Here is a 26,944-nt window from a genome sequence, read left to right as displayed (position 1 = left end):
AACTATCTTCACGTATCGACTGCGTTTCAAGACTCAAACCACCCGTCTGAACCGCCCCAGCAAAACATCCTGTTCCCGCTTCCTTCGCGTTCGTTGAATCGCGAAGGAACGGAATTCTAGTGGCCGCACGCCTTACATGCAAGGGGGTTACCGAGAAAATTTCAGCGACAGATAAACATGCTCCCTCATCGCGGCATCAGCCAAATGGCCAAGCGCATTGTGGACGCGGCGCGACACGGTTTAATGGACGGCCAAGCGACTACAATCGAAAGCTCATTGCCCCAATTTTTCTTGTACTCATATATGCGCTCGCGAATCGCAAAACGTATTCCCCCGGATGCCGACAAGCTCGTCAGCCTCTCTCTCGCGCTTTTTGCGTCGGGCAGCCGTGTCGAAGATCGCTTCTGGGAAGCTCGCCTCGACACGCTTATCGCCAAACTCGTGCGCAACGGCAATCAAACTACGCTTGATGCTGCGTTAGATCACCTTCAACAGAATCATCCCGATGCCTATGGCGCGCTCGCCGATATGGCCGAAACGCACAGCGAATCGTTCCGAACCGAAATCGACGGTGTTGCACACGAAGCACTGCTGATCGCGGCACCCGTGCTTGCGTGGACGCGTTATGCGATTCCATCCGGCACGCTCAAAGGCGACACGATCGATGCGCTGCGCACGCAACTGCAAGCGCACGTGCTCGCGGCAGGCGCGCAAGTAGCCGTCGCGCCCTATCTCTATAGCATCGACCAATTGCCGCGTCACCACGTCGATACCGCGCGCCTGGCGCAGCAGCTCATGCAAACGGCGCTCGGCGGTGCCACAGCACGGCTCAACTTGTCCGACCTGCCTGAAACCTCGCCGATTCTGGCCGATCCCCGTTTCCTGCTCGCCATGGTCGTCGTGCCGGAAGGCGCTGCGTTTTTCCGCTGGCAGGAGGATGACAACGGCAGCCGTGCGGAGCGTAGTCAGTGTCTCGAACAATGGTCGGCGCAGGGTGGCCCCAGCTTCGCTTCGATGCTTCCAGGCTGCGAGTTCGAATGTTTGCTGCCAGATGCCTACTATTCGGCCTGTCGTGATGCTGATGAGCAAGTTCGTCCGCATACCGTGCGCACCGCCGTCCGCTATCTCTTCGATACGCTCGGCACGGCTCCGCAGGAATTGCGCGCAGTCATTGCGGGTTTCGGCGAGCGCCGTATCGATGAATATCGGATTGGTTTTACGCGCCGGGGAAGCAACGATGTCATTTACGGCGTCGTTTGGCCGCTATATGGGCGCGAAAACGGCGAACTCGGCATGGAAGAAGACGACGCAGAACTCGAAGGCGCGAACGGGCCGGTCGAAGAAATCGTCGAGCTGCTCAAGAAGGCTGGCGTGACCGAAGTGCGTCGTCATGCGGGTCGATTCGAACCCGAGTTCTGCGATGACTGTGGCGTGCCGCTTTATGCCGATCCGCTCGGAGAAATCGTGCATGCGGAAATGCCCGAGGACGCAGAGCCTGCACAACCGCATTTTCACTGACAACGAGCAGTTATTTACTCGCCGAAGCAAACAAAAAACCTCGTGGGATCACGAGGTTTTGTGTCATTTGGCTTATACCATCCGGATAGGGGGCGCAATCGCCTGAAGTTTGTCAATATTGCCTCTGTCGCTGACACATCGTTGGCGCCGAGCTCCGACCAAATACGTCGGATTGGTAAAACAAAGGCATAAAAGCATGAAAATCAACGTTATGGGTCCGAATGCGGAGCGCCGCGCAGGTTTGAAGACTTTGCTGCGTCGTGTCGCCCGTCAGGCGCAGTTTTACGAATCGATCGAATGGCCGCCTCAACCCGAGTTGCATGGACGCGGAGACAAGCCGGACATGATCGTGATCGACTGGACGCCAGGGATGCGTCCCATGGAACTGCAGGCGCTTTTGAGCACAATGCCGGAGGTGCCTGCTGCCATCATGATCGATCGGCCCACCGCCGCACAGGTGCTCATGCTGCTGGCCGCCGGCGCAATGGGCATCATCCCGCGCGCGCTTGACCCGATTCTCGTACTTCGTGCATTCGAAATGGTGATGATCGGCGGACATTACATCCCGTCGGAAATTTTCGACGCCGAGCTTGGGCGCGAATCCATGCTTCGCCGTTCGCAGGATAAGGCAACGGTTTTGCGACGCATTCGCAAGGAACTGAGCTTGTCGCCGCGGCAGCAACAGATCATGCGTTGTGTCCATATGGGCAGCACGAACAAGATGATCGCCAGGATGCTGGGCATCAGCGAAGGCACCGTGAAAATCCATCTTACAGGTATCTTCCAACAGCTTGGCGCCACGAATCGCGCCGCTGCGGTGGCGATCTACAACGGCGTCCAGGCGTCGCATCTGGAAGTTCTGCGCAGCAACAGTGTTGAAGTGGATCGCGCCAGTGTCGAGCCTGTTGAACCTATTGCACCTGTTGAGCAGCCAGAAAGCGAAACGGGAGGTGATGGCGTTGCTGCGCCAGCAATCGCCGCGGTCATTACTCCAGTTGAAGAACCTGAACGTGAGAATGAACCCGCAACGGCGGCGGAGAAAGCCCGCGAAGACACGCCTGCGAACAAGCACATCGACCCCTCTGAACCGGCTCACGCTACGGGAACGAACATTATCCCGTTACCTATAGATCAGCCGCACTACTCGTTACTCAATCCACATAACTCGACATCGTTACCGCTGGCGGCCCAGCCTGACTCACCGTTCTAGCAACAAACGGCGAAAACGGGGCCGTGGTTTGCGCACACGATTCACGCGCAACGAGTAATATGCAAGGTATGGGGTTCTTCTACACACCACTACCGCTATGGCTGTCCGTCGGCAGTTGGATCGTTGCCGTGGGGCTACTTGCGCTCGTATTGCTACGGCGCCCGTTCGGGCGTCTGCAGGATGCCACGCTCCAACATGTCTGGCTTGGCATCATCGTCGCGATTACGGTTTTGTGGGCGTGCAACGCATGGTTCGATGACGGTCCCGTGATTCACCTGCTGGGCGCGACGCTCATGGTCACGTTATTCGACTGGCGGCTCGCCTTGATCGGCACGGCCGCGACCACGGGACTCGCAGCGGTCGTGCTGGACGCTTCCTGGCTTTCGGTGGCGACGACCTGGCTGCTGTTCGGCGCTTTACCTGTCACGGTTTCGACGCTGCTGCAACGCATGTCGCACGCGTGGCTGCCCCGCAATCTGTTCACGTTTATTCTGGGTCACGGCTTCATCACTTCGGGCGCGGCGGTTGCCGCTGCGTGCGGCTCGACGGTTTTGCTGGAGATGACGCTTGCAAACGGGCAAGTCGCCATTCCCCCCGCCTTCATGCGCGGCTCGATTCTGCTCGGTGCGGGCGAGGCGTTATTCACCGGACTTCTGACCATCCTCATCGCTGTGTACAAGCCGGCCTGGATCACGACTCACGACGTGCGCCGTTATCGGCTGGATCGCGGTCCACGCGTCTGAGCATTTCGAACACGGCGCCACTGGCCCGACTCAAGCGGCGAATCGCGCATAAAGTGCGATAAGATTGAACTCCTTCCCACTGCGCGGCATCTTACTTGCCCGTGTCTTCTTAGCGCCAGACCTGATGGAAAGTACCTTCGCACCGCGCCGGCTCCTGCGGCTCGTCGGCCGGTTGGCGGTATGCGTGTCGCTTGCATGCGCCGCGTCCGCCTTTGCCGATACGCTCGACGAGCGCAATGAACTGATTCACCACTTCGTCACCGATTTCAATGCCAATCCGCTTGCTGCGGATTGCGCCGCGCACGGCAGCTTCGTTGCCAGCACGTCTACAGCTTTCGATCACGTCGAGTTTCCTGCTTCATCGTTCGATCCGTCGCACTTCACCATCGAGCCGTGGAACGATTCGTTCGACGACAAGAAGCAGCGTATCAAGGTCGATAACGTCGTGACCGTCGAAGGTCAGGGCATGCCGAAGAGCGGTGATCGCGATCCCACGCCACTGAAATTCCGCTGCGGCTATGTCGGCAGTCAGATGCTCGCGTTCGGCTGGAACGATCCGGTGCCGCCGCTGCGTCCGCAAGCGCACGGAACAGCATCGCGCAGCACGAAGACCAAGCACGGCGTGAAGGGTAAGTCGTCGTCAGGCGGCAAGACGAAGAGCACGGCGAAGAAATCGACAACGACCAAGAAGAAGCACTGAAAGCCAAGGGCGTGAAGACCACGCCCTTTCGCTCATCGAAACATTACGATTGCAGTTGCCAGAGAATCGCCTGCAACATCGCCGCGCCGAGTGACGCGCTGCGCTCGCCGTTCCAGCCCACGCGCTCATCGGCGAGATTGGCGTTGTCCTTGAACGGCATTTCCAGCGTCAGCGACAAGCACTTGTACTCATTGCCGATGTACTTCGAAGCGAGCTTCAGCGCATCCGTCTGATACTTGCTCGACTCGTAACCGTGCACGTCCTGAAAGTCCGGGCTCGCCTGCTTGAAGAATTCGACGAAGGCCTTCTGCTCCTTCGCCTGCTTCTCGGTAAAGCCCGGCAGCATTTCCGATCCCGCGACGAACACGTACGGAATGGCTTCATCGCCGTGGATATCGAAGAACATGTCGCAACCGATCTCGCGGATCGCGTCGCGCACGACGAGCACTTCGGGGCTGCGTTCCGCGCCCGGTTCCATCCATTCGCGATTCAGATTCGCGCCCGCCGCATTGGTGCGCAGATTGCCGAGCACGCTGCCGTCCGGATTCATATTCGGCACGATATGAAACACCGCGCGATCGAACAGCGCGCGCGCCACCGGATCGCCCGACCAATCGCCCCAGCCCGCCAGGCGCTTGACCAGACCTTCGACGAACCATTCGGCCATCGTTTCGCCCGGATGCTGACGCGCGATGATCCAAATGTTTTTCTTCGGCGCTTCGCGTTCGTCGTCGGGCAAACCGAGCGTGAGCAGCGACATCGGGCGGCCTTGCACCGTTCTGCCGAGTTCGGTCAGCGCGGCGTGCGGCATCTGCTGAACCGCGCCCAGAAACTCCGAATGACGTTCCTCGCTGTACGGCTCGAAGTACGCGTAATAAATGCGATCGAAGTCCGGCTCGTGATCGATGGTCATCACGCGGCCATCGTATGAAGTCCGCACGCGGAACCAGTTGACGCGGTCATAGCTCGCGACCGCCTGATAGTCACGCCAGCCTTCGGGAAACGCGCACTGCGCGGCGTTTTCGAAAGTCATCACGAGCCGCTCGCCGCGCGCGCCCGAGACGCGGAAGTAGAACCACTGCGCGAAATCGGCGTGGCTGTCGGCGCGCACGCGCAAACGGATATCGGCGGGATCGTCGGCCTTGACGACTTCGATTGCGCCTGCGTCGAAATTGCTGGAAATGGAAATGCTCATCATCGCTTCCTTGCTGAACTGCCTGGCATCGCACTTATTCGGCGATGCGGCGGCGAAACACATACGTCGTATCGTTCGATGCCTTCGCGTCGAACTTATACCCTTCACTGTCGAAACCCTTGAGCGCTTCCGGCTCGTCGATGCGATTCTGCACCGCGTAACGCGCCATCATTCCGCGCGCGCGTTTCGCATGGAAGCTGATGATCTTGTAGCGCCCGCCCTTCCAGTCCTCGAACACGGGCGAGATGACCGGCGCACTCAGCAGCTTCGGCTTGACCGACTTGAAATATTCCGACGACGCGCAATTCACCAGCACGCGCGCGCCGCGCTGTTTCTTCAACTGCACGTTGAGCGCCGTCGTGATGCGCTCGCCCCAGAACGCGTACAAGTCCTTGCCGCGCGCGTTCGGAAACTTCGTGCCCATTTCCAGCCGATACGCCTGCAGCAAATCGAGCGGTCGCAGCAAGCCATACAAGCCGGACAGCACGCGCACATGGTTCTGCGCGAAGTCGAGATCGGCGGAAGAAAGCGATTTGGCCGCGAAGCCTTCGTAGACATCGCCGTTGAAGGCGAGCACGGCTTGCTTGGAGTTGTCCGCGTCGAATTGCTTCGACCATTCGGCGTAGCGCTGAAAATTAAGCGTGGCGAGCTGGTCGGAAATGCCCATCATCCCGCCGATCTGTTGCGGCGAAAGTGCGCGCAAACCGTGGATCAATTCAGCGGCGTCATCGACGAATTCGGGCAGCGTGTGCTTCTTGATATGCGGCGGCGTCTCGTAGTCGAGCGATTTCGCGGGCGAGAGAACGATTATCATGGAGGCTCGCCGGGTCGCTGCCGGCGATCATTGGCATAAACCCCCGATTGTATCGAATGGACAATTCCGCCGCGCCGCTGGCGCCTTCATCCCTGCCCTTGCGTGTCGTGCTGGATTCGAACGTGTGGATCGACATTCTCGTGTTCGAAGATCCGGCCACGCGGCCCATTCTTGCCGCACTGGAAGCGCGCACGCTCGAAGCGCTGATCGATGCGCGCTGTCTGAACGAACTCACGCGCGTGCTGGATTACCCACAATTTGCGCGCTATGACATCGATAAAGCTGAAGCGCTGTCGAAAGTCGCGCGTTTATCCACGCTCGTTGCGCCTGAAGCACCCGAAAGCGAGCGCCCGCTGCCCAAGTGCAAGGACCGCGACGATCAGAAATTCCTCGAACTCGCGCACGCCGCTCAGGCTGCGTGGCTGGTGTCGAAAGATCGCGCCGTGCTGAAATGCGCGCGGCGCGTGGCGCGCGACTTCGCATTCCAGATTGCCGAGCCGAAGCCCTTCGTGGCCGCCTTCGAGACGCACATCAACGCGACTGCGGCCATCGACTGACGCTTTTAAAATATCCGACAGAGACAACGCCACTTCCATCATGAACGCATCGCACGACTTGCCTCAAACGCCGCTCGAGTTGTCCTTTCCGTCGCGTCTGCCGAATGTCGGCACGACCATTTTCACTGTGATGAGCGCGCTCGCCGCGCAAAAAGGCGCGGTGAATCTTGGTCAGGGCTTCCCGGATTTCGATTGCGATCCGCGCATCGTCGATGCTGTTTCTTCCGCCATGCGCGAAGGCGCGAATCAATATCCACCGATGGCCGGCGCCGCGCCCTTGCGTCAGGCCATCGCGCGCAAGATCGACGCGCTCTACGGCCGCGCCTATGACGCCGACCGCGAAATCACCGTCACCGCAGGCGCGACGCAGGCGCTGCTCACCGCCGTGCTCTGCTGCGTGCATCCGGGCGATGAAGTCATCGTGATCGAGCCGATGTATGACAGCTACGTGCCGTCGATCGAATTGGCAGGCGGCAAGCCCGTGTTCGTTTCGCTCGAAGCGCCGGACTACGCGCTGCCTTTCGACAAGATCGCCGCCGCGATCACGCCGAAAACGCGCCTCCTGATGATCAACACGCCGCACAATCCGACCGGCCGCGTGTGGCGCGCGGAGGATATGCGTAAGCTCGAGGAGATCGTGCGCGGCACCAACGTGTTGATTCTCTCCGACGAAGTCTACGAACACATGGTCTACGACGGCGCGCCGCACGAAAGCGTGTCGCGTTATCCGGAACTGGCGCAGCGCAGTTTCGTTGTGTCGAGTTTCGGCAAGACGTTTCATGTGACGGGCTGGAAAGTAGGCTACGTGGCCGCGCCCGCCGCGTTGATGGACGAATTCCGCAAGGTGCATCAGTTCAACGTCTTCACCGTCAATACGCCGATGCAGGTCGGCCTCGCGCATTATTTGCAAGACCCGAGACCGTATCTCGATCTGCCCGCGTTCTATCAGAAGAAGCGCGACTTCTTCCGGGAAGGCTTGTCGAAAACGCGCTTTTCGCTCTTGCCTTGCGATGGCACGTATTTCCAGTGCGTCGATTATTCGAAGATCAGCGACATGCCCGAAGCCGAATTCGCGCAATGGCTGACGAGCGAAATCGGCGTGGCGGCAATTCCAGTGTCCGCGTTCTATCACGAGAGCCATGAATCGGGCGTGGTGCGCTTCTGCTTCGCGAAGAAGGAAGAGACGCTGGCACTCGCGCTGGAGCGGCTTGCCAAACTCTGATTGCATCGACATGCATCGACACTCGCGGCTCGCTTTATCGCTTACCCACATCGAGGAGCTCAGATGAGCGCCGAATTGCTAACAGATCGTCCCGCGGGCAGCGACACCACGCTCGTGCTCAAACTGTCGAATCCCGGCGCGCGTAACGCGCTGCATCCCGACATGTACGCCGCCGGCATTGAGGCGCTGAATACGGCCGAACGCGACAGCAGCGTACGCGCCATCGTGCTGACCGGCGCGGATAACTTCTTCTGCGCGGGCGGCAATCTGAATCGCCTGATGGAAAATCGCGCGATGGACGAGTTGGTGCAGGCGCAAAGCATCGACTTGCTGGCGGAATGGATCAGCGCGCTGCGTTCATCGACCAAGCCGATCATTGCGGCGGTCGAAGGCGCGGCGGCGGGCGCAGGATTTTCGCTTGCGCTGGCGTGCGATCTGATCGTCGCCGCCGATGACGCGCGCTTCGTGATGTCGTACGCACGCGTTGGCCTGACGCCGGACGGCGGCGCATCGTGGTTCCTGTCGCGCGCGTTGCCGCGCACGCTCGCCAGCGAAGTGCTGCTCGAAGCCAAGCCGATCGGCGCGGTGCGTCTGCATGAAGTCGGCGTGGTGAATCGGCTGACGAAAAAAGGCATTGCGCTCGATGCAGCCATCGCCTGGGCCGACGATCTCGGCGTGGTTTCGCCCAAAGCCATGGCGCGCATCAAGTCGCTGATCAACGCAGCCGATGTGCAACCGCTTGCCGCGCATCTCGACATGGAACGCGATAGCTTCGTCGATGCCCTGCATCACGGCGATGCGCTCGAAGGCATTACATCGTTCCTCGAGAAACGTCAGCCCAACTATCGATAGCGCCATGCCTCGCTACGAACTGCCCAAACGCCGCCGCATCTTCCTGATGCGCCACGGCGACGTCACGTATTTCGACGACACCGGCCGCGCCATCGATCCGGAAAGCGTGCCGCTCAACGAGCGCGGACGCGACGAAGCGAGCGCGGCGGGACGCGAATTTGCTGACCAACGCGTGCATTTCGATCGCGTGATCGTCAGCGGTTTGCCGCGTACGATCGAAACCGCGCGGCGCGTGTTGGCGGAAACCGGTCAATCGATCGAACCGGAAATCTGGCCAGAATGGCAGGAAATTCGCGGCGGCAAGTTGAAAGAGCTGACCACGCGCGATGTCGAGCGCGCGTTCCTTTCCGTGTTCGATGGCGTCGTGCCCGAAGACACGCGGTTTCTCGGCGGCGAGAGTATCGGCGAATTGCTGGATCGCGTCTTGCCTGCGGTTGCGCGTCTGCGTGGGGATGCGACGTGGGACACGGTGCTGCTTGTGCTGCACGGTGGCGTGAATCGTGCGCTGCTATCGCATGCGATCACGGCGGGCGGGCGCGCGTTCTACGGGCATCTGTCGCAGGCGACGGGCTGCATCAACGCACTCGATATCGGCGACAAACCCGGCGACTGGGTCGTACATGCGATCAACCATTCGCCGCCCTCGCCGCTTCACACCGGCGTGCGCAACACGACGATGGAACTGCTCTACGCACAATATCTGCGCTACAAGGCCGACGACGATAAATAGCGCCGCGCAGTATCACGGAGGAGACGATGACCGATTTCTCTGCATTCGAAGGTACGCGCGAGGTCAATGAACGTCAGCGCTTCGATGCCGATGCACTCACCGCGTGGCTTTCAAAGCACGTCGAAAGCTTCAAAGGTCCGCTGAAAACAGAGCAATTTGCGGGCGGCCAGTCGAATCCCACATTCAAGCTCATCACGCCGACGCGCAGTTATGTGATGCGCGCGAAGCCGGGTCCGGCAGACAAGCTCTTGCCATCGGCGCATGCTATCGAACGTGAATATCGCGTGATGGATGCACTGGCTTCCACCGATGTTCCCGTCGCGCACATGCTCGCGCTGTGCGAGGACGAAAGCGTGATCGGCCGCGCGTTCTACGTGATGTCCTATGTCGAAGGCCGCGTGTTGTGGGATCCGTCGCTGCCCGGCATGAAGCCCGCCGAACGCGCCGCGATCTACGACGAAACCAATCGCGTGATCGCCGCCTTGCATACGGTCGATGTCGAAGCGGCGGGACTATCGAACTACGGCAAATCGGGCAATTACTTCGAGCGGCAAATCGGACGATGGAGCAAGCAATATATCGCTTCGCAGACCGAAAAGATCGATGCGATGAATCGCCTGATCGAGTGGCTGCCACGGCATATTCCAGCATCGAAACGCGTTCGTCTGAGCGTCGTACACGGCGATTATCGGCTCGACAATCTCATCTTTCATCCGACCGAGCCGCGCGTGCTCGCCGTGCTGGATTGGGAACTTTCCACGCTCGGCGATCCACTCGCGGACTTCGCGTATCACTGCATGGCTTGGCACGTCGATCCGTCGCAATTTCGCGGCATCGCCGGACTGGATTGGAAAGCGCTCGGCATTCCCGATGAAACTGCCTATGTGCAGCGCTATCTCGACCGCACGGGCTTCGAGATCGAAGGCGACTGGAACTTCTATCTCGCCTACAACATGTTCCGCATCGCGGCGATTCTTCAGGGCATCATGAAACGCGTGGTCGATGGCACCGCGGCAAGCGAGCAAGCCATCGATGCAGGACGCCGCGCCCGCCCGATGGCCGAGCTTGCCTTGCAATACGCTCAACGCGTCAGATAATAAGGAAACCATATGGATTTCGATTACACGCCAAAAGTGCAGACCTTGCGCGAGAAGTTGCTGAGCTTTTTCGATGCGCATATTTATCCGAACGAGCAGGCATTCGCAGACGAAATCGCGACCAATCGCGCGGCGGGCAACGCGTGGGTGCCAACCGCGTTGATCGAAAAGCTGAAGGCGAAAGCGCGTGAAGAAGGCTTGTGGAATCTCTTCCTGCCCGACTCCGATCGTGGCGCGGGTTTGAGCAATCTCGAATACGCGCCGCTGTGCGAGATTATGGGACGCGTGCCGTGGGCTCCCGAAGTCTTCAACTGCAACGCGCCCGATACCGGCAATATGGAAACCATCGAGCGATACGGCACGGATGCGCAGAAAGCGCAGTGGCTCGAACCGTTGCTGCTCGGCGAAATTCGTTCAGCAATTCTAATGACCGAGCCGGAAGTGGCTTCATCGGATGCAACGAATATTCGATGCAGCATCACGCGCGATGGCGACAGCTACATCATCAACGGCCACAAATGGTGGTCCTCCGGCGCAGGCGATCCACGTTGCAAGCTGTATATCGTGATGGGAAAAACCGATCCCGATGCGCCCAAACACGCGCAACAATCGATGATCCTCGTGCCCGCCGACAGCGCGGGCGTCACGGTGCATCGCCCGCTGAACGTGTTCGGTTATGACGACGCGCCGCACGGCCATATGGACATCACGCTCGATAACGTGCGCGTACCGGCATCGAATATATTGCTCGGCGAAGGACGCGGTTTCGAGATCGCGCAAGGACGACTCGGGCCGGGCCGCATTCACCATTGCATGCGGCTGATTGGACTCGCGGAACGCGCGCTCGAACTCATGACCACACGTACGATGTCACGCGTTACGTTCGGCAAGCCGATCGCGCAGCACGGCGTGACGCAGGAGCGTATTGCGGAGTCGCGCATTCTGATCGAGCAGGCGCGCCTGCTCACGCTCAAAGCCGCTTACATGATGGACACCGTCGGCAATAAAGGCGCGCGCGGCGAGATCGCGATGATCAAGGTCGTGGCGCCAAACGTCGCGTGTCAGGTGATCGACTGGGCGATTCAGGCGCACGGCGCAGGCGGCATCTGCGACGACTTCCCGCTCGCCTACGCTTACGCGTGCGCGCGCACGCTGCGCCTCGCCGATGGACCGGACGAAGTGCATCGCAATGCCATCGCCAAGCTCGAAATGGCGAAGTACCTCAAAAGTGATGGCGCGTGATAAATTCGGCGATGCAGGCGGGCTTCTCCCCGCTTTCATCGGCGATGGTGACGAGCCACGTCACCTGCACGCCTGCGCCATCTATTTCGGATACCTTTTCAATTTCGAAAAATGCCCGCAACCGCGTGCCCACGCGCACCGGCGACATGAATCGCACGCGATTCGTGCCGTAATTCACGCTGATGCGTGATTGCAAAGGGACACATTGAACGAGCCACATCGGCACCAGCGAGAGCGTGAGAAAGCCGTGCGCGATCGTCCCGCCAAACGGCGATTCGCGTTGCGCGCGTTCGGCATCGAGATGAATCCATTGATGATCGTCGGTGGCATCGGCGAAACGGTTGACGCGCGCCTGATCGATCGTGGTCCATTCGCTGACGTAGCGCGCTGTGCCCGCTGCCGCGAAGACATCGGCGGCGCTTTTCAATACAGCGCCGCTCATGCCTGTGCGCCCGGTTCGCGCAGACCGAACAACGCGTTCGAATCCACCGTCAGAACCAGTTCGCCATCCTGATTATGTGCTTCCCAGCGCGTCGCGACGATCCCACGATCCGGTTTGCTTTTCGATACGCGCTTGTCGAGCACGCGCACTGTCAGCCGCACGGTATCGCCGACGCGCACGGGCTTGAGCCAGCGGATATTGTCCAGACCGGGCGAACCCATCGACGTGGAATCGGCTAGCATGTCGCGCACGAGAATGCCCATCATCGCGGAACAGGTGTTCCAGCCGCTCGCGACGAGTCCGCCGAAGTGCGAAGCTTTGCCCGCTTCTTCCGAGAGATGGAACGGCTGCGGATCGTATTTCTGCGCGAATTCGATGATTTCCTCGCGCGTGAAGGTGTGCGCGCTCAAGGTCACCGCGTCTCCGGTGTTGAAGTCTTCGTAGCTGTAGGTCATTCGCTTGTCTCCATTTTTGTTAATGACGCGAATCGTGCCAGATGATGATCGACATCGCCCAATGTATTTTCGACGATCGACAGGCGTTTGAACCAGTGCGCCGCCGCGACTTCGTTCGTCACGCCCATGCCGCCGTGCAACTGGATCGCTTGCTGACCGACGAAGCGCGCGGCCTGACCGACGCGTGCTTTTGCAGCGGAAATGGCGCGGGCGCGCGTTGCGGGATCGTCGCTCGTGTAGCGTGCGGCGGCGAGATACGTGATCGAGCGCGCCTGCTCCGCGTGAATCAGCATCTCGACCATGCGATGCTGCAAGGCCTGAAAACGCGCGATCGGCTGGCCGAATTGCTGGCGTGCCTTTGTGTATTCGACGGTCGCGTGATTGAGCGCATCGAGCGCGCCTAACGCTTCGGCGCAGAGCAAGAACGTCGCGTAATCGGCGACTTTTTCTAATGCTTCAGCGCCGGCTATTTGAGTTGCCGATGTATCGCGGAAGGTCAAAGTAGCGGCGCGCTGGCCGTCGATTGTGCGATATTCCGTGATCACACTTTCATCGCGTTCGACGAGGTATAGCTTCACTTCGTTGTGGTGACGTGCAGGCACGATCCAGTAATCGGCTTGCGCGCCGTGCTGGACCATCGATTTGATGCCATTGAGTTTGCCGTTTTCGTTGGCGATAGTTTGCATATCGAACAAATCGTAGCGCGAATGTGGCTCATTGAACGCGACGGATAAGCGCAATTCGCCACGCGCCGCGCGCTCCATCAATCCTTCGTCATACGAAGCAATCTTTAACGCCTCGATTCCTACTACCGTCGCCCAATACGGCTCGACGACGAGCGCACGGCCCAACTCCTGCATGACCACGAGCATATCGACCGGACCACCATCGAAGCCGCCCTGCGCTTCCGGCACCGGCAATGCAAGAAGCCCAAGTTCAGCGAACGCGCTCCAGTGCTTCGCATCGACGCCCTGCTGGGACGCGACGATTTTCTGCCGCGCATCGAACGTGTATTCGCGGTCGAGATAACGGCGCAGCGCATCGCGGAACTGCTGCTGTTCATCGGTGAAATTGAAGTTCATGCGCCGTTCCTCACAGTCCGAGAATCATCTGCGCGATGATGTTCTTCTGTATCTCGTTCGAACCGCCATAAATCGATGTCTTGCGGAAGTTGAAGTACAGCGCGGCGAGCGGCGCGGCATCGTCGTCGCCGGTGAGGCTGGTGGCGCGCTCGCCTTCGAGAAACGCGGGATCGAACGCGGCGGCTTGCGGACCGATGGCATCGAACATCAATTCGGTCAGCGCCTGCTGCACTTCGGTGCCTTTGATCTTCAACATCGATGCTTCCGGCCCCGGCCCCTTCCCGTCCGCCTCGCTCGCGATCACGCGCTGCACGGTGACTTCGAGCGCCATCAATTCGATTTCGACCGATGCGACTTTCGCGCCGAATAGCGGATCGTGCAGCAACGGCTTGCCGTGCTTCATGCGATTCATCGCCAGCCGCTTGAGAAAAAGCAGTTCGCGCTTCGATTGCCCGACACGTGCGATATTCGTGCGCTCGTGCCCAAGCAAATACTTCGCAAGCGTCCACCCGCGATTTTCCTCGCCGACGAGATTGCCGATGGGCACGCGCACATCATCGAAAAAAATCTCGTTGACCTCGTGATCTTCGTCGAGCGTGATGATCGGCCGAACGGTGATACCCGGCGATTTCATATCGATCAGCAGGAACGAGATGCCTTCCTGTTTCTTGGCGTGCGGATCGGTGCGTACGAGGCAGAAGATCATGTCGGCGTGCTGGCCGAGCGTGGTCCACGTCTTTTGACCATTGACGACGTAGTGGTCGCCATCGCGTTCGGCACGCGTACGCAACGAAGCGAGATCGGAGCCTGCGCCGGGTTCGGAGTAGCCCTGGCACCACCAGTCGGTGCCATCGAGAATGCGCGGCAGAAAGCGCGCCTTTTGCGCGTCGGTGCCGTATTTCATCAGCACAGGCGCGACCATCGATACACCGAACGGCAGCACGGCGGGCGCGCCGGCGCGCGTGCACTCCTCGTCCCAGATATGTCGCTGCGTCACGTCCCAGCCCGGCCCGCCGAATTCCTTCGGCCACGCAGGCGCGGACCAGCCGCGCGCGCCGAGCAGCTTGTGCCAACTCGCGTAGTCATCGCGATCGAGACGTTTGTGATTGAGGACTTGGTCGCGCAGCGTGCGCGGCAGACTGGCATCGAGCCAGGCGCGGATGTCGGCGCGAAAGGCGTCGTCCGCAGGGGAAAAACTCAGGTCCATGCGCGGTGTCTCCTGATGGCCCGAACCGGCAACCGGAGATGCCGCGCAGTGACTACTGCAGCGGCTCTTTCAGTGCGGCCGGAACAGGCAACGGCATCACATCGATCCCTTCTTCCAGCAAGGCGTGCGCATCTTCGGGCGTCGTGACGCCGCGAATATTGCGCGCGGGCGCTTCGTTATAGTGGATGCGCCGCGCCTCTTCGGCAAACCGCTCGCCCACGTTCTCGGTCTTCTCGATCAACTCGCGAATGGCGTGTATCGCCTGCGCTTGCATCGACTCGGCTTCCTGCGACTGCGGTTGCATTTGCGACTGCGATTGCATTTGCGGAAGCGGCTCCGCCTCGCCACGCGCCGATGTCAGATTCAGCCGCGGTGCGGACGGCACACGGCTCACATCCGTCACCGAACACACCGGACACGCGACCAAATGGCGCGACAACTGCGACTCGAACTCTTCAGTCGATGCGAACCATCCTTCAAAGCGATGTTCGTGCGAGCACTTTAAATCGAGGACCTTCATGCTGATGGATTTCTTGAAGTTTATCTCAAAAAGGCGCTTTGTGAACGATCGTGCGGAATGATCTATCCCGCGCCACTCGTACATGGCCGATAACCGAATCTCGATTCTAACTGGTTGAATTCGTTGATGCCTCGACCTACCCGTTCGGCCTATGACGTGGCCGTACCGGTTTCCGGTATTTTTGTACCTGAAAGCGGTACTTGGAAGCATCTTCCCCACAAAAAATGGCGCTCCGGCCAAAGCCTGAAGCGCCATTCGGCCGAGCCAGCAACCAAGTTACTCGCCCGCCTTCCACTCCCCCGACCGCAGCTTCTCCAGCCAGAAGACGCCGATGATCGTCTTCACATCGCTGATGCTGCCGTCTTTCACCCAGTCCATCAGTTGCTTCTCATCCGCGATGAACGTTTCGAGGAATTCGCCTTCGTCGAGTTTGGCATCGCCGGCGGTGAGACCGCGCGCCAGATAAAGGTCAATGAACTCGGTCGAGTAAGAAATCACCGGATGGATCCGCGTCAAAAAAGTCCACTCGCGTGCCGTATAACCAGTCTCTTCCTGCAACTCACGTTTCGCGCACGTCAGCTCATCTTCGTTCGGATCGAGCTTGCCTGCCGGAAATTCGAGCAGCACCTTCCCGACCGGATATCGAAACTGACGTTCGAGCAGCACGCGTCCATCATCGAACATGGGGAGAATCATGACCGCGCCGGGATGCTCGACGAATTCGCGCGTCGCGTGCTTGCCGTCCGGCAACTCGACGGTATCGCACTTGAGCGTGAGGAATTTCCCGGTGTGAAGCGTCACGCTTTCGACCTTCTTTTCCAGAAGGCCGTCATCGTGATCAGGAAAAGTGTGATCTGCCATTTTGAGCCCTTTGCCTTGTGAGCAAAAAAGCCGCGAACGGCGCGTGGCCGTCAGCGGCGTTTGACGAGGTATTGGTACGTGAAGCCCGGAAAAGCGAACACCACGAAAAGACTGAAGGTGATGGCATAGAACTGCCATTCCTGATCGAAGCGGTTGCCGGCGCGCGCTTCCAGCATGAAGCCGAGCGCGCCGACCGCGAAATACAGAACGATAAGCTCGCCGATACGAATCCACGCACTCTTCTTCGGCGCTTTGCGCCCCGTCGCCGCCGGAAGCGGCACGGGCACGACGCCAAAAAGACGCTGATTCACGAACGGCAGGTTGGCGCACACGAACGCCAACAGCACGATAAACCAACCCGCAGCCGACATTACAGCGGCAGCGTATGCGTGATCGCCGTCAGGCAAGCCGACATCAGCGGACCCGGCACCAGACCGAGCACCAGCACGGCCAGACCATTGAACGTCAGCAGCGACCGATTCAGCCCGCCCGCGACGATCGGCGACGTGTCTTGCGGTGCATCGAAATACATCAGCTTGACGATACGCAGGTAGTAGAACGCGCCCACCAGCGACGTCAGCACGGCCAGCACAGCGAGCCACGTCAAACCGGCGTTCATCGTTGCTTCGAGCACAGCGAGCTTCGCGTAGAAGCCGACCGTCGGCGGAATGCCGGCGAGCGAGAACATCATGATCATCATGACGAAGGCGAACACCGGGCTGCGCTGATTCAGGCCCTTGAAGTCATCGATCATTTCGGCTTCGAAGTCACGGCGCGCGAGCAGCATGACCACACCGAAGCTGCCAAGCGTCGTCACCAGATAGACGATGCTGTAGAACATGGCCGAACCGTATGCGCCGGCCGCGCTGTTCACCTTGCCATCGACCACGCCCGCGAGCAGGCCGAGCAGCACGAAGCCCATGTTGGAGATGGCCGAGTAAGCCAGCATCCGCTTGATGTTCTTCTGCACGATACCCGTGATATTGCCGACGATCAGCGACAGCGCCGCCAAAATCACCAGCATCTCCTGCCAGTCCACCGCGAACGGCAGCAGGCCCATCACGAGGAAACGCAGGCCCCACGCGAACGCCGCGACCTTCGGGCCACCACCGGTGAGCAGCGTCATGGCCGTCGGCGCGCCTTGGTAGACGTCAGGCACCCACATATGGAACGGCACCGCGCCCATCTTGAACGCCACGCCGGCGACGATAAAGATCACGCCGAACAGCAACACCGCGTCGTTGATACGACCCGATGCCACCACCTTCAGCACTTCGTTCAGTTCGAGCGAACCGGTCGCGCCGTACAGCATCGAAATGCCGTAGAGCAGGAAACCGGATGCGAGCGCGCCGAGCACGTAGTACTTCATCGCCGATTCGTTCGACTGCGGCGCATCCTTACGCAGCGCGATCACCGCATACAGCGACAGCGACATCAGTTCGAGGCCGAGATACAGCGTGAGGAAGTTGTTGCCCGAGATCATCACGCACTGGCCGAGCAGCGAGAACAGGCCCAGCAGGAAGAAGTCGCCACGGAACAGATCGCGGTCTTCCAGATACTTGCGCGAGTAAATGATCGACACCGCGTAGCCGAGACACACCACCGCTTTCATCGCGCTCGCGAACGGATCGACGACATACATGCGCGTGAAGAAGTAACCCGGCGTCGGATTGAGCGCGGTGAAGGCGAACCACACACCGACCACAATCGTCGAAACGACCGCGATCAGATACGTGGTGCCGCGGCTCTTCGGGCCGAAAACCGTGTCATTCAGCCAGGCGATGACGACCGCAGCCATCAGAATCGCGTCGGGCCACAACATACTCATAGGGGCGTTTTGCATGATCTTTTAGTTCCTCCGCACGGCGTTACTGAGCCAGCGGCAGCTTGGACTGCGCGACGTGGGAGAGCAGGTTTGCCACCGACGCGTGCATCACATCGGTGAAGGGCTTCGGATACAGGCCCATGTAAAGCGTGAAGGCTGCCAGCACCACGAGCATGAACATCTCACGCTTGTTGATGTCGGTGAGCTTGGCGACGTGGTCGTTCGCGATCGCACCGAAGTACACGCGCTTGTACATCCACAATGTGTAAGCCGCGCCGAGAATCAGCGTGAACGTGGCGAGGAACGCAATCCAGAAGTTGTACTTCACGGCCGCGAGAATCACCATGAATTCGCCGACGAAACCGGAGGTGCCCGGCAAGCCGCAGTTGGCCATCGCGAACAGCATCACGAACGCGGCGAACTTCGGCATGACATTGACCACACCGCCGTAATCCGAGATCTGACGCGAGTGGACGCGGTCATACAACACGCCGATGGACAGGAACATCGCGCCCGACACGAAGCCGTGCGAGATCATCTGAATGATCGCGCCTTCCATGCCGAGCTGGCTCGACGGTCCGAACATGAAGAAGCCGAGCGTGACGAAGCCCATGTGCGCAATCGACGAATACGCGACGAGCTTCTTCATATCGGCCTGCACCATCGCGACCAGACCGATGTAGATCACCGCGATCAGCGACAGCGTGATAACCACGGGCGCGAGGAAATGGCTCGCGTCCGGTGCGATCGGCAGCGAGAAGCGCAGGAAACCGTACGCGCCGAGCTTCAGCATGATCGCGGCCAGCACGACGGAGCCGCCCGTCGGTGCTTCGACGTGGGCGTCAGGCAGCCAGGTGTGGACCGGGAACATCGGCACCTTCACGGCGAAAGCCAGGAAGAACGCGATGAATAGCAACACCTGCGGCGTCATGCCGATCTTCGCGGCGTGCCACGTGGCGAGATCGAACGTCTGCGTCTGTGTGTACAGGTACAGCAGCGCGACCAGCATCAACAACGAGCCGGCCAGCGTGTACAGGAAGAACTTGAACGCCGCGTACACACGGTTTGGTCCGCCCCACACGCCGATGATGATGTACATCGGAATGAGCGTGGCTTCGAAAAACACATAGAACAGCAGGCCGTCCGCCGTCGAGAACACGCCGATCATGATGCCCGAGAGGATCAGGAACGCGGCCATGTACTGCGACACGCGCTCGGTGATCACTTCCCAACCGGCGATCACGACGATCACCGTGATCAGCGCGGTCAGCACGACGAACCACATCGACAGGCCGTCAACGCCCAGGTGATACGTGATGTTGAAGCGCTCGATCCAAGTCGTTTGTTCGACGAACTGCAGCGCGGCCGTCGAGGTATCGAAGCCGGTGATGAGCGGAATCGTGACGATCAGCCCGAGCACCGAGCCGATCAGCGCGACCCAGCGCGCGGGCGCCGGATTGCGGTCGTTGCCAACTGCGAGGACCAGCAGGCCGAAAACGATCGGCAGCCAGATCGCGACGCTAAGAATCGGAAATGAATGCATGGGTCCCTCGCCTTATTTGCCGCCGAGCGTCACAAACAGGGTCAAGAGCCCCAACATGCCAATGATCATGGCAAACGCGTAGTGGTAGATGTAGCCGGATTGCAGGAAGCGGATCACGCCGGCGAACCAGCCCATGAAGCGCGCACTGCCGTTAACGATGCCGTCGATGACGACCACATCGCCCTCTTTCCAAAGACCGCGACCGATCGCGACCGCGCCCTTGGCGAACACGACTTCGTTGATCTTGTCGCAGTAGTACTTGTTGTCCAGCAGCGTGTAGATCGGGCCGAACCGCTTCGCGATGACCGGCGGCAGATCCGGGCGCTTCATATACAGGAACCACGCGACGACCACGCCCGCGAGCGCCAGCCACACCGGCAGACCCGCGACCGAATGCAGACCCATCGCGAACCAGCCGTGGAATTCCTCGGCCATTTCCTTCAGCGCTTCGTGATGCTCACTGATGAAGATCACCTTGTCGAACGCGACGCCGTGCGAGAAGAAATCGCCGTAGAGCATCGGGCCGATCATGATTGCGCCGATGATGACCGACGGAATCGCCAGCAGGATCAGCGGCAGCGTCACCACCCACGGGCTTTCGTGCGGGATATGCGGACCGTGGCCGTGACCATGATCGTCGTGACCGTGATCGTCATGACCGTGGCCATGCGCCTCGGCCTGACCCATCGGCGAGTCGGGGTGCTTCGGACCGCGGAAACGCTCCGGACCGTGGAACACGAGGAAGTACATGCGGAACGAGTACAGCGCCGTGACGAACACGCTCGCCACCACCGCAAAGTACGCGAAACCCGAACCCGGCAGATGCGAGAGCTTCACCGCATCGATGATCGAGTCTTTCGAATAGAAGCCGGAGAAGAACGGCGTGCCGATCAGCGCCAGCGAACCGAGCAGCGACGTGATCCAGGTGATCGGCATGTACTTCGCCAGACCGCCCATATTGCGCATGTCCTGATCGTGGTGCATGCCGATGATGACCGAGCCCGCACCAAGGAACAACAGCGCCTTGAAGAACGCGTGCGTGCCAAGGTGGAACACGGCAACCGGATACGCCGATACTCCGAGCGCCACCGTCATATACCCAAGCTGCGACAGCGTCGAATAAGCGACCACGCGCTTGATGTCGTTCTGCACCACGCCGAGGAAGCCCATGAACAGCGCGGTAATCGCACCGATCACCGTTACGAAGGACAGCGCCGCATCCGAATGCTCGAACAGCGGCGACATGCGCGTCACCATGAAAATACCGGCCGTCACCATGGTCGCCGCGTGAATCAGTGCGGAGATCGGCGTCGGGCCTTCCATCGAATCCGGCAGCCACACGTGCAGCGGGAACTGCGCCGACTTACCCATCGCGCCGATGAACAGGCAGATACACGCGGCCGACAGCAAACCCCAATCCGTGCCCGGGAAAGTCATGGTCGCGAGCTTGTCGCTTTGCGCGAACACGTCCGTGTAGTTCAGCGAACCAGAGAACGCCAGCAGCAAGCCGATGCCAAGCAGAAAGCCAAAGTCACCCACGCGATTGACGATAAACGCCTTCATGTTGGCGTAGATCGCGCTTTCACGCGTGAAGTAGAAGCCGATCAGCAGATACGACACCAGACCCACCGCTTCCCAACCGAAGAACAGTTGCAGGAAGTTGTTGCTCATCACGAGCATCAGCATGGAGAACGTGAACAGCGAGATGTACGAGAAGAAGCGCTCGTAACCCACTTCTTCGTCCGCCATGTAGCCGATCGTGTAGACGTGCACCATCAGCGAGACGAAGGTCACGATGACCATCATCATGGCCGTGAGGGTATCGACCAGGAAGCCGACTTCCATTTTCAGCGAGCCGACGTTCATCCATTCGTAGATGGTCGCGTTGAAACTCGCGCCGTGGATCACGTCGTTATAAACGATCGCCGAGAGAATGAACGAGATGAAGACCCCGAGGATCGTGACGCTGTGCGCGCCCTTCCGCCCGATCGCCTTACCGAGCAAACCCGCGATCAGCGAGCCTGCGAGCGGCGCAAGCGGAACCGCGAGCAGGAGGTTTTCGTTGAGTGTCGTGGACATAACTAGCCTGGCCTGAAATTAACCTTTGAGCTGATCGAGGTCCTCGACATTGATCGTGTCGAGGCTGCGGAACAGGGTCACGAGAATCGCGAGACCGATCGCGGCTTCAGCCGCGGCCACGGTCAGCACGAAGAACACGAAGATCTGGCCGTGAACATCGCCCAGATAGTGTGAGAACGCGACGAAATTGGTATTCACCGCGAGCAGCATCAGCTCGATCGCCATCAAAATGATGATGACGTTGCGGCGGTTCAGGAAGATGCCGACGATGCTGATCGCAAAGAGGATCGCACCGAGCACCAGGTAATGGGCAAGACTCAACATTTTTGATTTATCTCCTTCCGCTCTCAGCCCTTGTTGTCCACCGTGCCCGCGCCGATGTTGCCGGTGACTGCCGGTTCCGTCGACGCGTCGGGCGCTTGCGTTTCCGCCGGCATCTTCACCAGACGCACGCGATCTTCGCGGCGCACCTTGACCTGCTGGCTGACCGTTTGCGTTTTCTTGTCCTTCTTGTCGCGGATCGTGAGGGAGATAGCCGCGATGATCGCGACCAGCAGCACGAGACCGGCGATTTCGAACGCGAAAATATAGTCCGTGTAGATGACCTTGCCGATCAACTGCGTATTCGGCATTACCGACGCACCCGTCACCGCAGCCGAGGTCTGCGGCGAGAACGTCGCGCCGTAGCCGTGCCACAGAATCAGCGCCGTTTCGATCACGATGATCGCGCCGACGATACTCGCCAGCGGCACAAAACGTTTGAAGTCGCGCCGCAATTCGTCGATGTTGATGTCCAGCATCATCACCACGAACAGGAACAGCACCATCACCGCGCCGACGTAGACGAGAACCAGCAGGATCGCGAGGAATTCGGCCTGCAACAGCATCCAGATCGCGGCCGCGTTGAAGAACGCGAGCACGAGGAAGAGCGCAGACGACACCGGGTTGCGCGAAGTGATCACCTTCAGCGCCGACAAAGTCAGCAGCAGCGCGAAGATATAGAACAGTACGGTTGTGAATTCCATGATTACCGGTTCATCGTTAGGCTTTGTGGGTCGGCGCTTTCGGGCAAGTCTCGCCTTTAAGCGCGTGCCTCGGTACTACATCTCTCTCCCGAGCGATCAACGGTAAGGCGCATCTGCCGCCTTCGATGCAGCGATTTCCGTTTCGTAACGATCGCCCACCGCCAGCAGCATGTCCTTCGTGAAGTACAGATCGCCGCGCTTTTCGCCGTGGTATTCGAGGATATGCGTCTCGACGATCGAATCCACCGGGCAGCTTTCTTCGCAGAAACCGCAGAAGATGCACTTGGTCAGATCGATGTCGTAACGCGTCGTGCGGCGCGTATTGTCCGCGCGCGTTGCCGATTCGATCGTGATGGCCAGCGCCGGGCACACCGCTTCGCACAGCTTGCAGGCGATGCAGCGCTCTTCGCCGTTTTCATAGCGGCGCAGCGCGTGCAGACCGCGGAAGCGCGGCGAAATCGGCGTCTTCTCTTCCGGGAACTGCACCGTGATCTTGCGCTGGAACGTGTACTTGCCCGTCAGCGCGAGACCCTTCAGCAGTTCGGTCAGGAAGAAGGTCTTAAAGAAGTTTTGGATTGCGTTCATGATGGTTTCGTCGCTCTCGTTCCGTTACTTCCAGATGTTGAGCGGCGACATGATCCAGAAGCCGACCACGACCACCCAAATCACCGATACCGGCAGGAACACCTTCCAGCCCAGACGCATGATCTGGTCGTAGCGGTAACGCGGGAATGTCGCGCGCGCCCAGATGAAGACCGACAGCAGCAGGAAAACCTTGAAGACGAACCAGAACACGCCCGGAATGAACGACAGGAAGCCGAACGGTGCGTCCCAGCCGCCGAGGAACAGCGTCGTGGCGATCGCCGAGATCACGATCATGTTGATGTACTCGGCGAGGAAGAACAGCGCGAACGCCATACCCGAGTAATCGATCATGTGGCCCGCAACGATTTCCGATTCGCCTTCCACCACGTCGAACGGGTGACGGTTCGTTTCAGCGATACCCGAGATGAAGTACACGACGAACATCGGCAGCAGCGGCAGCCAGTTCCACGACAGGAAGTTGATGCCCCAACCCGCGAACATGCCACGCTGCTGCGACATCACGATTTCCGACATGTTCAGCGAACCGGCGACCATCAGCACCACGACGAGCGCGAAGCCCATCGAGATTTCGTAGGACACCATCTGCGCCGCCGCGCGCATAGCACCGAGGAACGCGTACTTCGAGTTCGACGCCCAGCCCGCCAGAATCACGCCATACACGCCGATGGACGAAATCGCCATCGCGTACAAGAGACCGGCGTTGATGTTGCCGAGCACCGCCTGCGCCTGGAACGGGATCACCGCCCACACGGCAAAGGCCGGAACCACGGTCATGATCGGCGCGATCATGTAGATCCATTTGCTGGCGGCGGTCGGCTGAATCACTTCCTTCAGCAACAGCTTCAGCACGTCGGCGATCGGCTGCAGCAAACCTGCGGGACCGACGCGGTTCGGACCGAGACGCACATGCATCCAGCCGATGAGCTTGCGTTCCCACAGAATCAGGTACGCGACGCACAGCAGGATCACCACCGCCACCACGAGAATGCGGACCAGTGCCCACACCGTCGGCCATGCGACGCCCAGAATCTGCGTGCCGCCTGCGTTGATCGTATCGAACAAGCCCATTTACGCCTTCTCCACTACCAGTTCACCGAACAGGCCGCCGAGTGCGGCGCCGGCTGACGTGCCCGCCGATACGCGGACCACCGACTCCGCCAGATTCGCATCGCGAACGGCGGGAAGCGTCACAGACAGATTGCCTTGCTTGATGCGCACGGCGTCGCCGTCCTTCAGACCGAGCTTGTCGAACAGCGACGTCGGCAGACCGGCGACATTGGCATCGCGGGCGGCGGCCGTCAGATGCAGCGACGACGCGCGGCGCACGAGTGCGTCGGCGTGATAGATCGGCACATTGGCAAGACGTTGCAGGCCGCTGCCGTTCAGCGTCACGTTCGATGCCGCGCGCTTGGCCGTCACGGTCGTCTTGTTCGACAGACGCGCGGTCAGTTCACCCGTGCCGAGTGCCGCGACGCGCACTTCTTCGGCGGTGTCGAAGTCGAAGCCCGGCAAGCCGAGGATCGAGCCGAGCACGCGCAGAACCTTCCAGCCCGGACGCGTATCGCCCAATGCGCGCACTACGCCGTTGAACGACTGCGCCGTGCCTTGCGCGTTGACGAAGGTGCCCGATGTTTCGGTGTGCGGCGCGATCGGCAGCAGCACATCGGCGTAATCGAGACCGTGCTTGAACGGCGACATCACGACGACCATTTCCGCAGCCTTCAGCGCGGCGATGGCTTGCGCGGGATTGGCCGTATCGAATTCGGGTTCGGCGTTCAGCAGGACATAACCCTTGCGCGGTTGCTCGAACACTTCGCGTGCGTTGAGACCGCCTTCGCCCGGCAGTGCATCGACGAGGTACGCGCCGACCGAGTTCGCGCCTTCCGTGAGGAAGCCGAGCGTCGCGCCGGTGTTATCGGCGATCCATTGCGCGGCGGCCTGAATCTGCGCGAAATCGGGATGCTGAACCGCGACGTTGCCGAGCAGCACCACGCGCTTCTCACCCGCCGACAGCGATGCCGCCACATCCTTATGCGCCGCCGATACTTCGCGGCCCGCGAACGCTTCCGGCAACGCGGCACCGCGCGCTTCCGACACAGCCGCTGCGATACCCGCCAGTTGATCGAGCCACGCCGACGGCGCCGCGACCAGGCGATGCGCGGTCGGGATCAGCGAGTCGTCGTTGCTGGCGTTAAGGAACGTGACCATTGCGCCGTTCTTCGCGGCCTGACGCAGACGTGCGGCAAACAGCGGATGATCGCGACGCAGGAACGAGCCGATCACGAAAGCAGTGTCGATCATCGTCAGGTCGGCGATGCTCACGCCGAGCCACGGTGCGCCTGCGCCGACCGGTGCGGAAAAGTCACTCTGACGCAAACGGAAATCGACGTTCGGCGTACCGACGCCTTCAGCCAGTTGCTTCAACAGATGCAGTTCTTCGACCGTGCTGTGCGGCGTAGCCAAGGCAGCGATGGCATTCGCGCCATGATCCGCCTTGATGCCCTTCAGCCCCTTCGCCACGTATTCGAGCGCAGTCTGCCAGTCGGTTTCGATCCAGTTGCCGCCTTGCTTGAGCATCGGCGTGGTCAGACGCTCGTCGCTGTTCAGGCCTTCGTACGAGAAGCGATCCTTATCCGAGATCCAGCATTCGTTGATGGCTTCGTTTTCCATCGGCAGGACGCGCATCACGCGGTTGTTCTTCACCTGCACGACCAGATTCGCGCCAACGGAATCATGCGGACTCACCGACTTGCGGCGCGACAGTTCCCACGTCCGCGCGCTGTAGCGGAACGGCTTGCTGGTAAGCGCGCCGACCGGGCACAAGTCGATCATGTTGCCCGACAGTTCCGAGTCCACCGTCTTGCCGACGAACGAGGTGATTTCCGAATGCTCGCCGCGGCCCAGCATGCCGAGTTCCATCACACCGGCCACTTCCTGACCGAAGCGCACACAGCGCGTGCAATGGATACAGCGCGTCATCTCTTCCATGGAGATGAGCGGACCGACGTTCTTGTGGAACACCACGCGCTTTTCTTCGCTATAGCGCGACTGCGACTTGCCGTAACCAACGGCCAAGTCCTGCAATTGGCACTCGCCGCCCTGATCGCAGATCGGACAATCGAGCGGATGGTTGATCAGCAGGAATTCCATCACCGACTGCTGTGCTTTCACAGCCTTGTCGGACGTGGTGCGCACGACCATGCCGTTCGATACCGGCGTCGCGCACGCGGGGACGGCCTTCGGCATCTTCTCGACTTCGACGAGGCACATCCGGCAATTCGCCGCGATCGACAGTTTTTTGTGATAGCAGAAGTGCGGAATGTAGGTGTCAACCTTATGCGCAGCCTGGATGACCATGCTGCCTTCGGCTACCTCGACCTTCTTGCCGTCAATTTCCAGTTCAACCATGATGGATAGTG

General features: G+C 60.1%; 27 protein-coding genes. 10 read left to right on the top strand and 17 right to left on the bottom strand.

Translation table 11 applies throughout. The annotated features are described in order from the left end of the window. Positions 1–303: 303 nt before the first annotated feature. The 4 genes from P7F28_RS12715 to P7F28_RS12700 all read left to right on the top strand — a co-directional run bounded on the left by P7F28_RS12715 (position 304) and on the right by P7F28_RS12700 (position 4,171). Complete coding sequence (locus P7F28_RS12715; RefSeq protein ID WP_277184840.1) at positions 304–1,518, top strand: DUF2863 family protein; 1,215 nt, start codon at positions 304–306, stop codon at positions 1,516–1,518. Positions 1,519–1,714: 196 nt separating this feature from the next. Then, positions 1,715–2,728: a response regulator transcription factor gene (locus tag P7F28_RS12710; RefSeq protein ID WP_277184839.1), complete on the top strand. Its 1,014-nt coding sequence runs from the start codon at positions 1,715–1,717 to the stop codon at positions 2,726–2,728. A 68-nt stretch (positions 2,729–2,796) separates the two neighbouring features. Next, positions 2,797–3,471, top strand: a complete 675-nt coding sequence (locus tag P7F28_RS12705) for an energy-coupling factor ABC transporter permease (protein WP_277184843.1) — start codon at positions 2,797–2,799, stop codon at positions 3,469–3,471. Positions 3,472–3,595: 124 nt separating this feature from the next. Beyond that, positions 3,596–4,171: a BspC domain-containing protein gene (locus P7F28_RS12700; protein ID WP_277184838.1), complete on the top strand. Its 576-nt coding sequence runs from the start codon at positions 3,596–3,598 to the stop codon at positions 4,169–4,171. A gap of 43 nt (positions 4,172–4,214) precedes the next feature. On the opposite strand, the gene P7F28_RS12695 is transcribed toward P7F28_RS12700, so the two are convergent. After that, the gene (locus tag P7F28_RS12695) at positions 4,215–5,366 is read right to left on the bottom strand and encodes a M14-type cytosolic carboxypeptidase (protein WP_277184842.1); all 1,152 of its coding nucleotides are present in this window, start codon (positions 5,364–5,366) and stop codon (positions 4,215–4,217) included. A gap of 34 nt (positions 5,367–5,400) precedes the next feature. After that, positions 5,401–6,180, bottom strand: coding sequence for a peroxide stress protein YaaA (gene yaaA / locus P7F28_RS12690; RefSeq protein ID WP_277184837.1), 780 nt, complete (start codon positions 6,178–6,180; stop codon positions 5,401–5,403). A gap of 56 nt (positions 6,181–6,236) precedes the next feature. Here yaaA and P7F28_RS12685 point away from each other — a divergent pair, with 56 nt between their 5' ends. The 6 genes from P7F28_RS12685 to P7F28_RS12660 all read left to right on the top strand — a co-directional run bounded on the left by P7F28_RS12685 (position 6,237) and on the right by P7F28_RS12660 (position 11,880). Then, complete coding sequence (locus P7F28_RS12685; protein WP_277184836.1) at positions 6,237–6,737, top strand: putative toxin-antitoxin system toxin component, PIN family; 501 nt, start codon at positions 6,237–6,239, stop codon at positions 6,735–6,737. Between the two features lie 40 nt (positions 6,738–6,777). After that, positions 6,778–7,959 (top strand): pyridoxal phosphate-dependent aminotransferase, encoded by a 1,182-nt coding sequence (locus P7F28_RS12680; protein ID WP_277184835.1) that lies wholly within the window; start codon positions 6,778–6,780, stop codon positions 7,957–7,959. A gap of 63 nt (positions 7,960–8,022) precedes the next feature. Further along, positions 8,023–8,811: an oxepin-CoA hydrolase, alternative type gene (locus P7F28_RS12675; protein ID WP_277184834.1), complete on the top strand. Its 789-nt coding sequence runs from the start codon at positions 8,023–8,025 to the stop codon at positions 8,809–8,811. A gap of 4 nt (positions 8,812–8,815) precedes the next feature. Beyond that, entirely contained in the window at positions 8,816–9,541 is a 726-nt protein-coding gene (locus P7F28_RS12670; protein WP_277184833.1) for a histidine phosphatase family protein, read from the top strand. Between the two features lie 26 nt (positions 9,542–9,567). Next, entirely contained in the window at positions 9,568–10,638 is a 1,071-nt protein-coding gene (locus tag P7F28_RS12665) for a phosphotransferase (RefSeq protein ID WP_277184832.1), read from the top strand. A gap of 12 nt (positions 10,639–10,650) precedes the next feature. Beyond that, positions 10,651–11,880, top strand: a complete 1,230-nt coding sequence (locus P7F28_RS12660) for an acyl-CoA dehydrogenase family protein (protein WP_277184831.1) — start codon at positions 10,651–10,653, stop codon at positions 11,878–11,880. Here the strand turns inward: P7F28_RS12660 and P7F28_RS12655 are convergent. The 15 genes from P7F28_RS12655 to nuoG all read right to left on the bottom strand — a co-directional run bounded on the left by P7F28_RS12655 (position 11,861) and on the right by nuoG (position 26,933). After that, positions 11,861–12,322: a MaoC family dehydratase gene (locus P7F28_RS12655; RefSeq protein ID WP_277184830.1), complete on the bottom strand. Its 462-nt coding sequence runs from the start codon at positions 12,320–12,322 to the stop codon at positions 11,861–11,863. The genes P7F28_RS12660 and P7F28_RS12655 overlap by 20 nt on opposite strands. Continuing rightward, the gene (locus P7F28_RS12650) at positions 12,319–12,777 is read right to left on the bottom strand and encodes a MaoC family dehydratase (protein WP_277184829.1); all 459 of its coding nucleotides are present in this window, start codon (positions 12,775–12,777) and stop codon (positions 12,319–12,321) included. Before P7F28_RS12650 ends, P7F28_RS12655 begins: the two co-directional genes overlap by 4 nt. Next, entirely contained in the window at positions 12,774–13,859 is a 1,086-nt protein-coding gene (locus P7F28_RS12645) for an acyl-CoA dehydrogenase family protein (protein ID WP_277184828.1), read from the bottom strand. Before P7F28_RS12645 ends, P7F28_RS12650 begins: the two co-directional genes overlap by 4 nt. Positions 13,860–13,869: 10 nt before the next feature. Further along, positions 13,870–15,066: an acyl-CoA dehydrogenase family protein gene (locus P7F28_RS12640; RefSeq protein WP_277184827.1), complete on the bottom strand. Its 1,197-nt coding sequence runs from the start codon at positions 15,064–15,066 to the stop codon at positions 13,870–13,872. A 52-nt stretch (positions 15,067–15,118) separates the two neighbouring features. Next, positions 15,119–15,586, bottom strand: coding sequence for a DUF1178 family protein (locus tag P7F28_RS12635; protein ID WP_277184826.1), 468 nt, complete (start codon positions 15,584–15,586; stop codon positions 15,119–15,121). 276 nt (positions 15,587–15,862) lie between these two features. After that, the gene (locus P7F28_RS12630) at positions 15,863–16,447 is read right to left on the bottom strand and encodes an NUDIX domain-containing protein (protein WP_277184825.1); all 585 of its coding nucleotides are present in this window, start codon (positions 16,445–16,447) and stop codon (positions 15,863–15,865) included. 50 nt (positions 16,448–16,497) lie between these two features. Then, positions 16,498–16,818: a DUF2818 family protein gene (locus P7F28_RS12625; RefSeq protein ID WP_277184824.1), complete on the bottom strand. Its 321-nt coding sequence runs from the start codon at positions 16,816–16,818 to the stop codon at positions 16,498–16,500. Beyond that, complete coding sequence (nuoN, locus tag P7F28_RS12620; protein ID WP_277184823.1) at positions 16,818–18,290, bottom strand: NADH-quinone oxidoreductase subunit NuoN; 1,473 nt, start codon at positions 18,288–18,290, stop codon at positions 16,818–16,820. The genes P7F28_RS12625 and nuoN overlap by 1 nt, the downstream gene beginning before the upstream one ends. Positions 18,291–18,315: 25 nt before the next feature. Next, positions 18,316–19,815 (bottom strand): NADH-quinone oxidoreductase subunit M, encoded by a 1,500-nt coding sequence (locus tag P7F28_RS12615; RefSeq protein ID WP_277184822.1) that lies wholly within the window; start codon positions 19,813–19,815, stop codon positions 18,316–18,318. A 12-nt stretch (positions 19,816–19,827) separates the two neighbouring features. Next, complete coding sequence (nuoL, locus tag P7F28_RS12610; RefSeq protein WP_277184821.1) at positions 19,828–21,894, bottom strand: NADH-quinone oxidoreductase subunit L; 2,067 nt, start codon at positions 21,892–21,894, stop codon at positions 19,828–19,830. An 18-nt stretch (positions 21,895–21,912) separates the two neighbouring features. Next, a complete protein-coding gene (gene nuoK / locus P7F28_RS12605; protein ID WP_007588140.1) occupies positions 21,913–22,218 on the bottom strand; it encodes an NADH-quinone oxidoreductase subunit NuoK in 306 nt (101 codons plus the stop codon). Between the two features lie 23 nt (positions 22,219–22,241). Beyond that, a complete protein-coding gene (locus P7F28_RS12600) occupies positions 22,242–22,919 on the bottom strand; it encodes an NADH-quinone oxidoreductase subunit J (RefSeq protein ID WP_277184820.1) in 678 nt (225 codons plus the stop codon). Positions 22,920–23,015: 96 nt separating this feature from the next. Next, complete coding sequence (gene nuoI / locus P7F28_RS12595; RefSeq protein WP_277184819.1) at positions 23,016–23,504, bottom strand: NADH-quinone oxidoreductase subunit NuoI; 489 nt, start codon at positions 23,502–23,504, stop codon at positions 23,016–23,018. A 24-nt stretch (positions 23,505–23,528) separates the two neighbouring features. Further along, positions 23,529–24,593 carry an NADH-quinone oxidoreductase subunit NuoH gene (gene nuoH, locus P7F28_RS12590; protein WP_277184818.1) on the bottom strand — a complete coding sequence of 355 codons (1,065 nt, stop codon included), beginning with the start codon at positions 24,591–24,593 and terminating at the stop codon, positions 23,529–23,531. After that, complete coding sequence (gene nuoG / locus P7F28_RS12585) at positions 24,594–26,933, bottom strand: NADH-quinone oxidoreductase subunit NuoG (RefSeq protein ID WP_277184817.1); 2,340 nt, start codon at positions 26,931–26,933, stop codon at positions 24,594–24,596. Positions 26,934–26,944: the final 11 nt, after the last annotated feature.

The organism is Caballeronia sp. BR00000012568055 (genome assembly GCF_029439455.1).
Classification (GTDB): Bacteria; Pseudomonadota; Gammaproteobacteria; order Burkholderiales; family Burkholderiaceae; genus Caballeronia.
This window is presented reverse-complemented; position numbering and strand designations above follow the sequence as displayed.

Excerpts from the sequence above, each read along its gene's own strand:
- P7F28_RS12700 (WP_277184838.1), top strand. The coding sequence starts at position 3,596 with ATGGAAAGTACCTTCGCACCGCGCCGGCTCCTGCGGCTCGTCGGCCGG.
- nuoN (WP_277184823.1), bottom strand. The coding sequence starts at position 18,290 with ATGCAAAACGCCCCTATGAGTATGTTGTGGCCCGACGCGATTCTGATG.
- P7F28_RS12665 (WP_277184832.1), top strand. The coding sequence starts at position 9,568 with ATGACCGATTTCTCTGCATTCGAAGGTACGCGCGAGGTCAATGAACGT.
- nuoH (WP_277184818.1), bottom strand. The coding sequence starts at position 24,593 with ATGGGCTTGTTCGATACGATCAACGCAGGCGGCACGCAGATTCTGGGC.
- P7F28_RS12600 (WP_277184820.1), bottom strand. The coding sequence starts at position 22,919 with ATGGAATTCACAACCGTACTGTTCTATATCTTCGCGCTGCTGCTGACT.
- P7F28_RS12645 (WP_277184828.1), bottom strand. The coding sequence starts at position 13,859 with ATGAACTTCAATTTCACCGATGAACAGCAGCAGTTCCGCGATGCGCTG.
- P7F28_RS12650 (WP_277184829.1), bottom strand. The coding sequence starts at position 12,777 with ATGACCTACAGCTACGAAGACTTCAACACCGGAGACGCGGTGACCTTG.
- P7F28_RS12675 (WP_277184834.1), top strand. The coding sequence starts at position 8,023 with ATGAGCGCCGAATTGCTAACAGATCGTCCCGCGGGCAGCGACACCACG.
- P7F28_RS12695 (WP_277184842.1), bottom strand. The coding sequence starts at position 5,366 with ATGAGCATTTCCATTTCCAGCAATTTCGACGCAGGCGCAATCGAAGTC.
- nuoK (WP_007588140.1), bottom strand. The coding sequence starts at position 22,218 with ATGTTGAGTCTTGCCCATTACCTGGTGCTCGGTGCGATCCTCTTTGCG.
- P7F28_RS12660 (WP_277184831.1), top strand. The coding sequence starts at position 10,651 with ATGGATTTCGATTACACGCCAAAAGTGCAGACCTTGCGCGAGAAGTTG.
- nuoL (WP_277184821.1), bottom strand. The coding sequence starts at position 21,894 with ATGTCCACGACACTCAACGAAAACCTCCTGCTCGCGGTTCCGCTTGCG.
- P7F28_RS12655 (WP_277184830.1), bottom strand. The coding sequence starts at position 12,322 with ATGAGCGGCGCTGTATTGAAAAGCGCCGCCGATGTCTTCGCGGCAGCG.
- nuoG (WP_277184817.1), bottom strand. The coding sequence starts at position 26,933 with ATGGTTGAACTGGAAATTGACGGCAAGAAGGTCGAGGTAGCCGAAGGC.
- nuoI (WP_277184819.1), bottom strand. The coding sequence starts at position 23,504 with ATGAACGCAATCCAAAACTTCTTTAAGACCTTCTTCCTGACCGAACTG.
- yaaA (WP_277184837.1), bottom strand. The coding sequence starts at position 6,180 with ATGATAATCGTTCTCTCGCCCGCGAAATCGCTCGACTACGAGACGCCG.
- P7F28_RS12635 (WP_277184826.1), bottom strand. The coding sequence starts at position 15,586 with ATGAAGGTCCTCGATTTAAAGTGCTCGCACGAACATCGCTTTGAAGGA.
- P7F28_RS12705 (WP_277184843.1), top strand. The coding sequence starts at position 2,797 with ATGGGGTTCTTCTACACACCACTACCGCTATGGCTGTCCGTCGGCAGT.
- P7F28_RS12630 (WP_277184825.1), bottom strand. The coding sequence starts at position 16,447 with ATGGCAGATCACACTTTTCCTGATCACGATGACGGCCTTCTGGAAAAG.
- P7F28_RS12640 (WP_277184827.1), bottom strand. The coding sequence starts at position 15,066 with ATGGACCTGAGTTTTTCCCCTGCGGACGACGCCTTTCGCGCCGACATC.
- P7F28_RS12715 (WP_277184840.1), top strand. The coding sequence starts at position 304 with ATGCGCTCGCGAATCGCAAAACGTATTCCCCCGGATGCCGACAAGCTC.
- P7F28_RS12710 (WP_277184839.1), top strand. The coding sequence starts at position 1,715 with ATGAAAATCAACGTTATGGGTCCGAATGCGGAGCGCCGCGCAGGTTTG.
- P7F28_RS12670 (WP_277184833.1), top strand. The coding sequence starts at position 8,816 with ATGCCTCGCTACGAACTGCCCAAACGCCGCCGCATCTTCCTGATGCGC.
- P7F28_RS12615 (WP_277184822.1), bottom strand. The coding sequence starts at position 19,815 with ATGCATTCATTTCCGATTCTTAGCGTCGCGATCTGGCTGCCGATCGTT.
- P7F28_RS12685 (WP_277184836.1), top strand. The coding sequence starts at position 6,237 with ATGGACAATTCCGCCGCGCCGCTGGCGCCTTCATCCCTGCCCTTGCGT.
- P7F28_RS12680 (WP_277184835.1), top strand. The coding sequence starts at position 6,778 with ATGAACGCATCGCACGACTTGCCTCAAACGCCGCTCGAGTTGTCCTTT.
- P7F28_RS12625 (WP_277184824.1), bottom strand. The coding sequence starts at position 16,818 with ATGTCGGCTGCGGGTTGGTTTATCGTGCTGTTGGCGTTCGTGTGCGCC.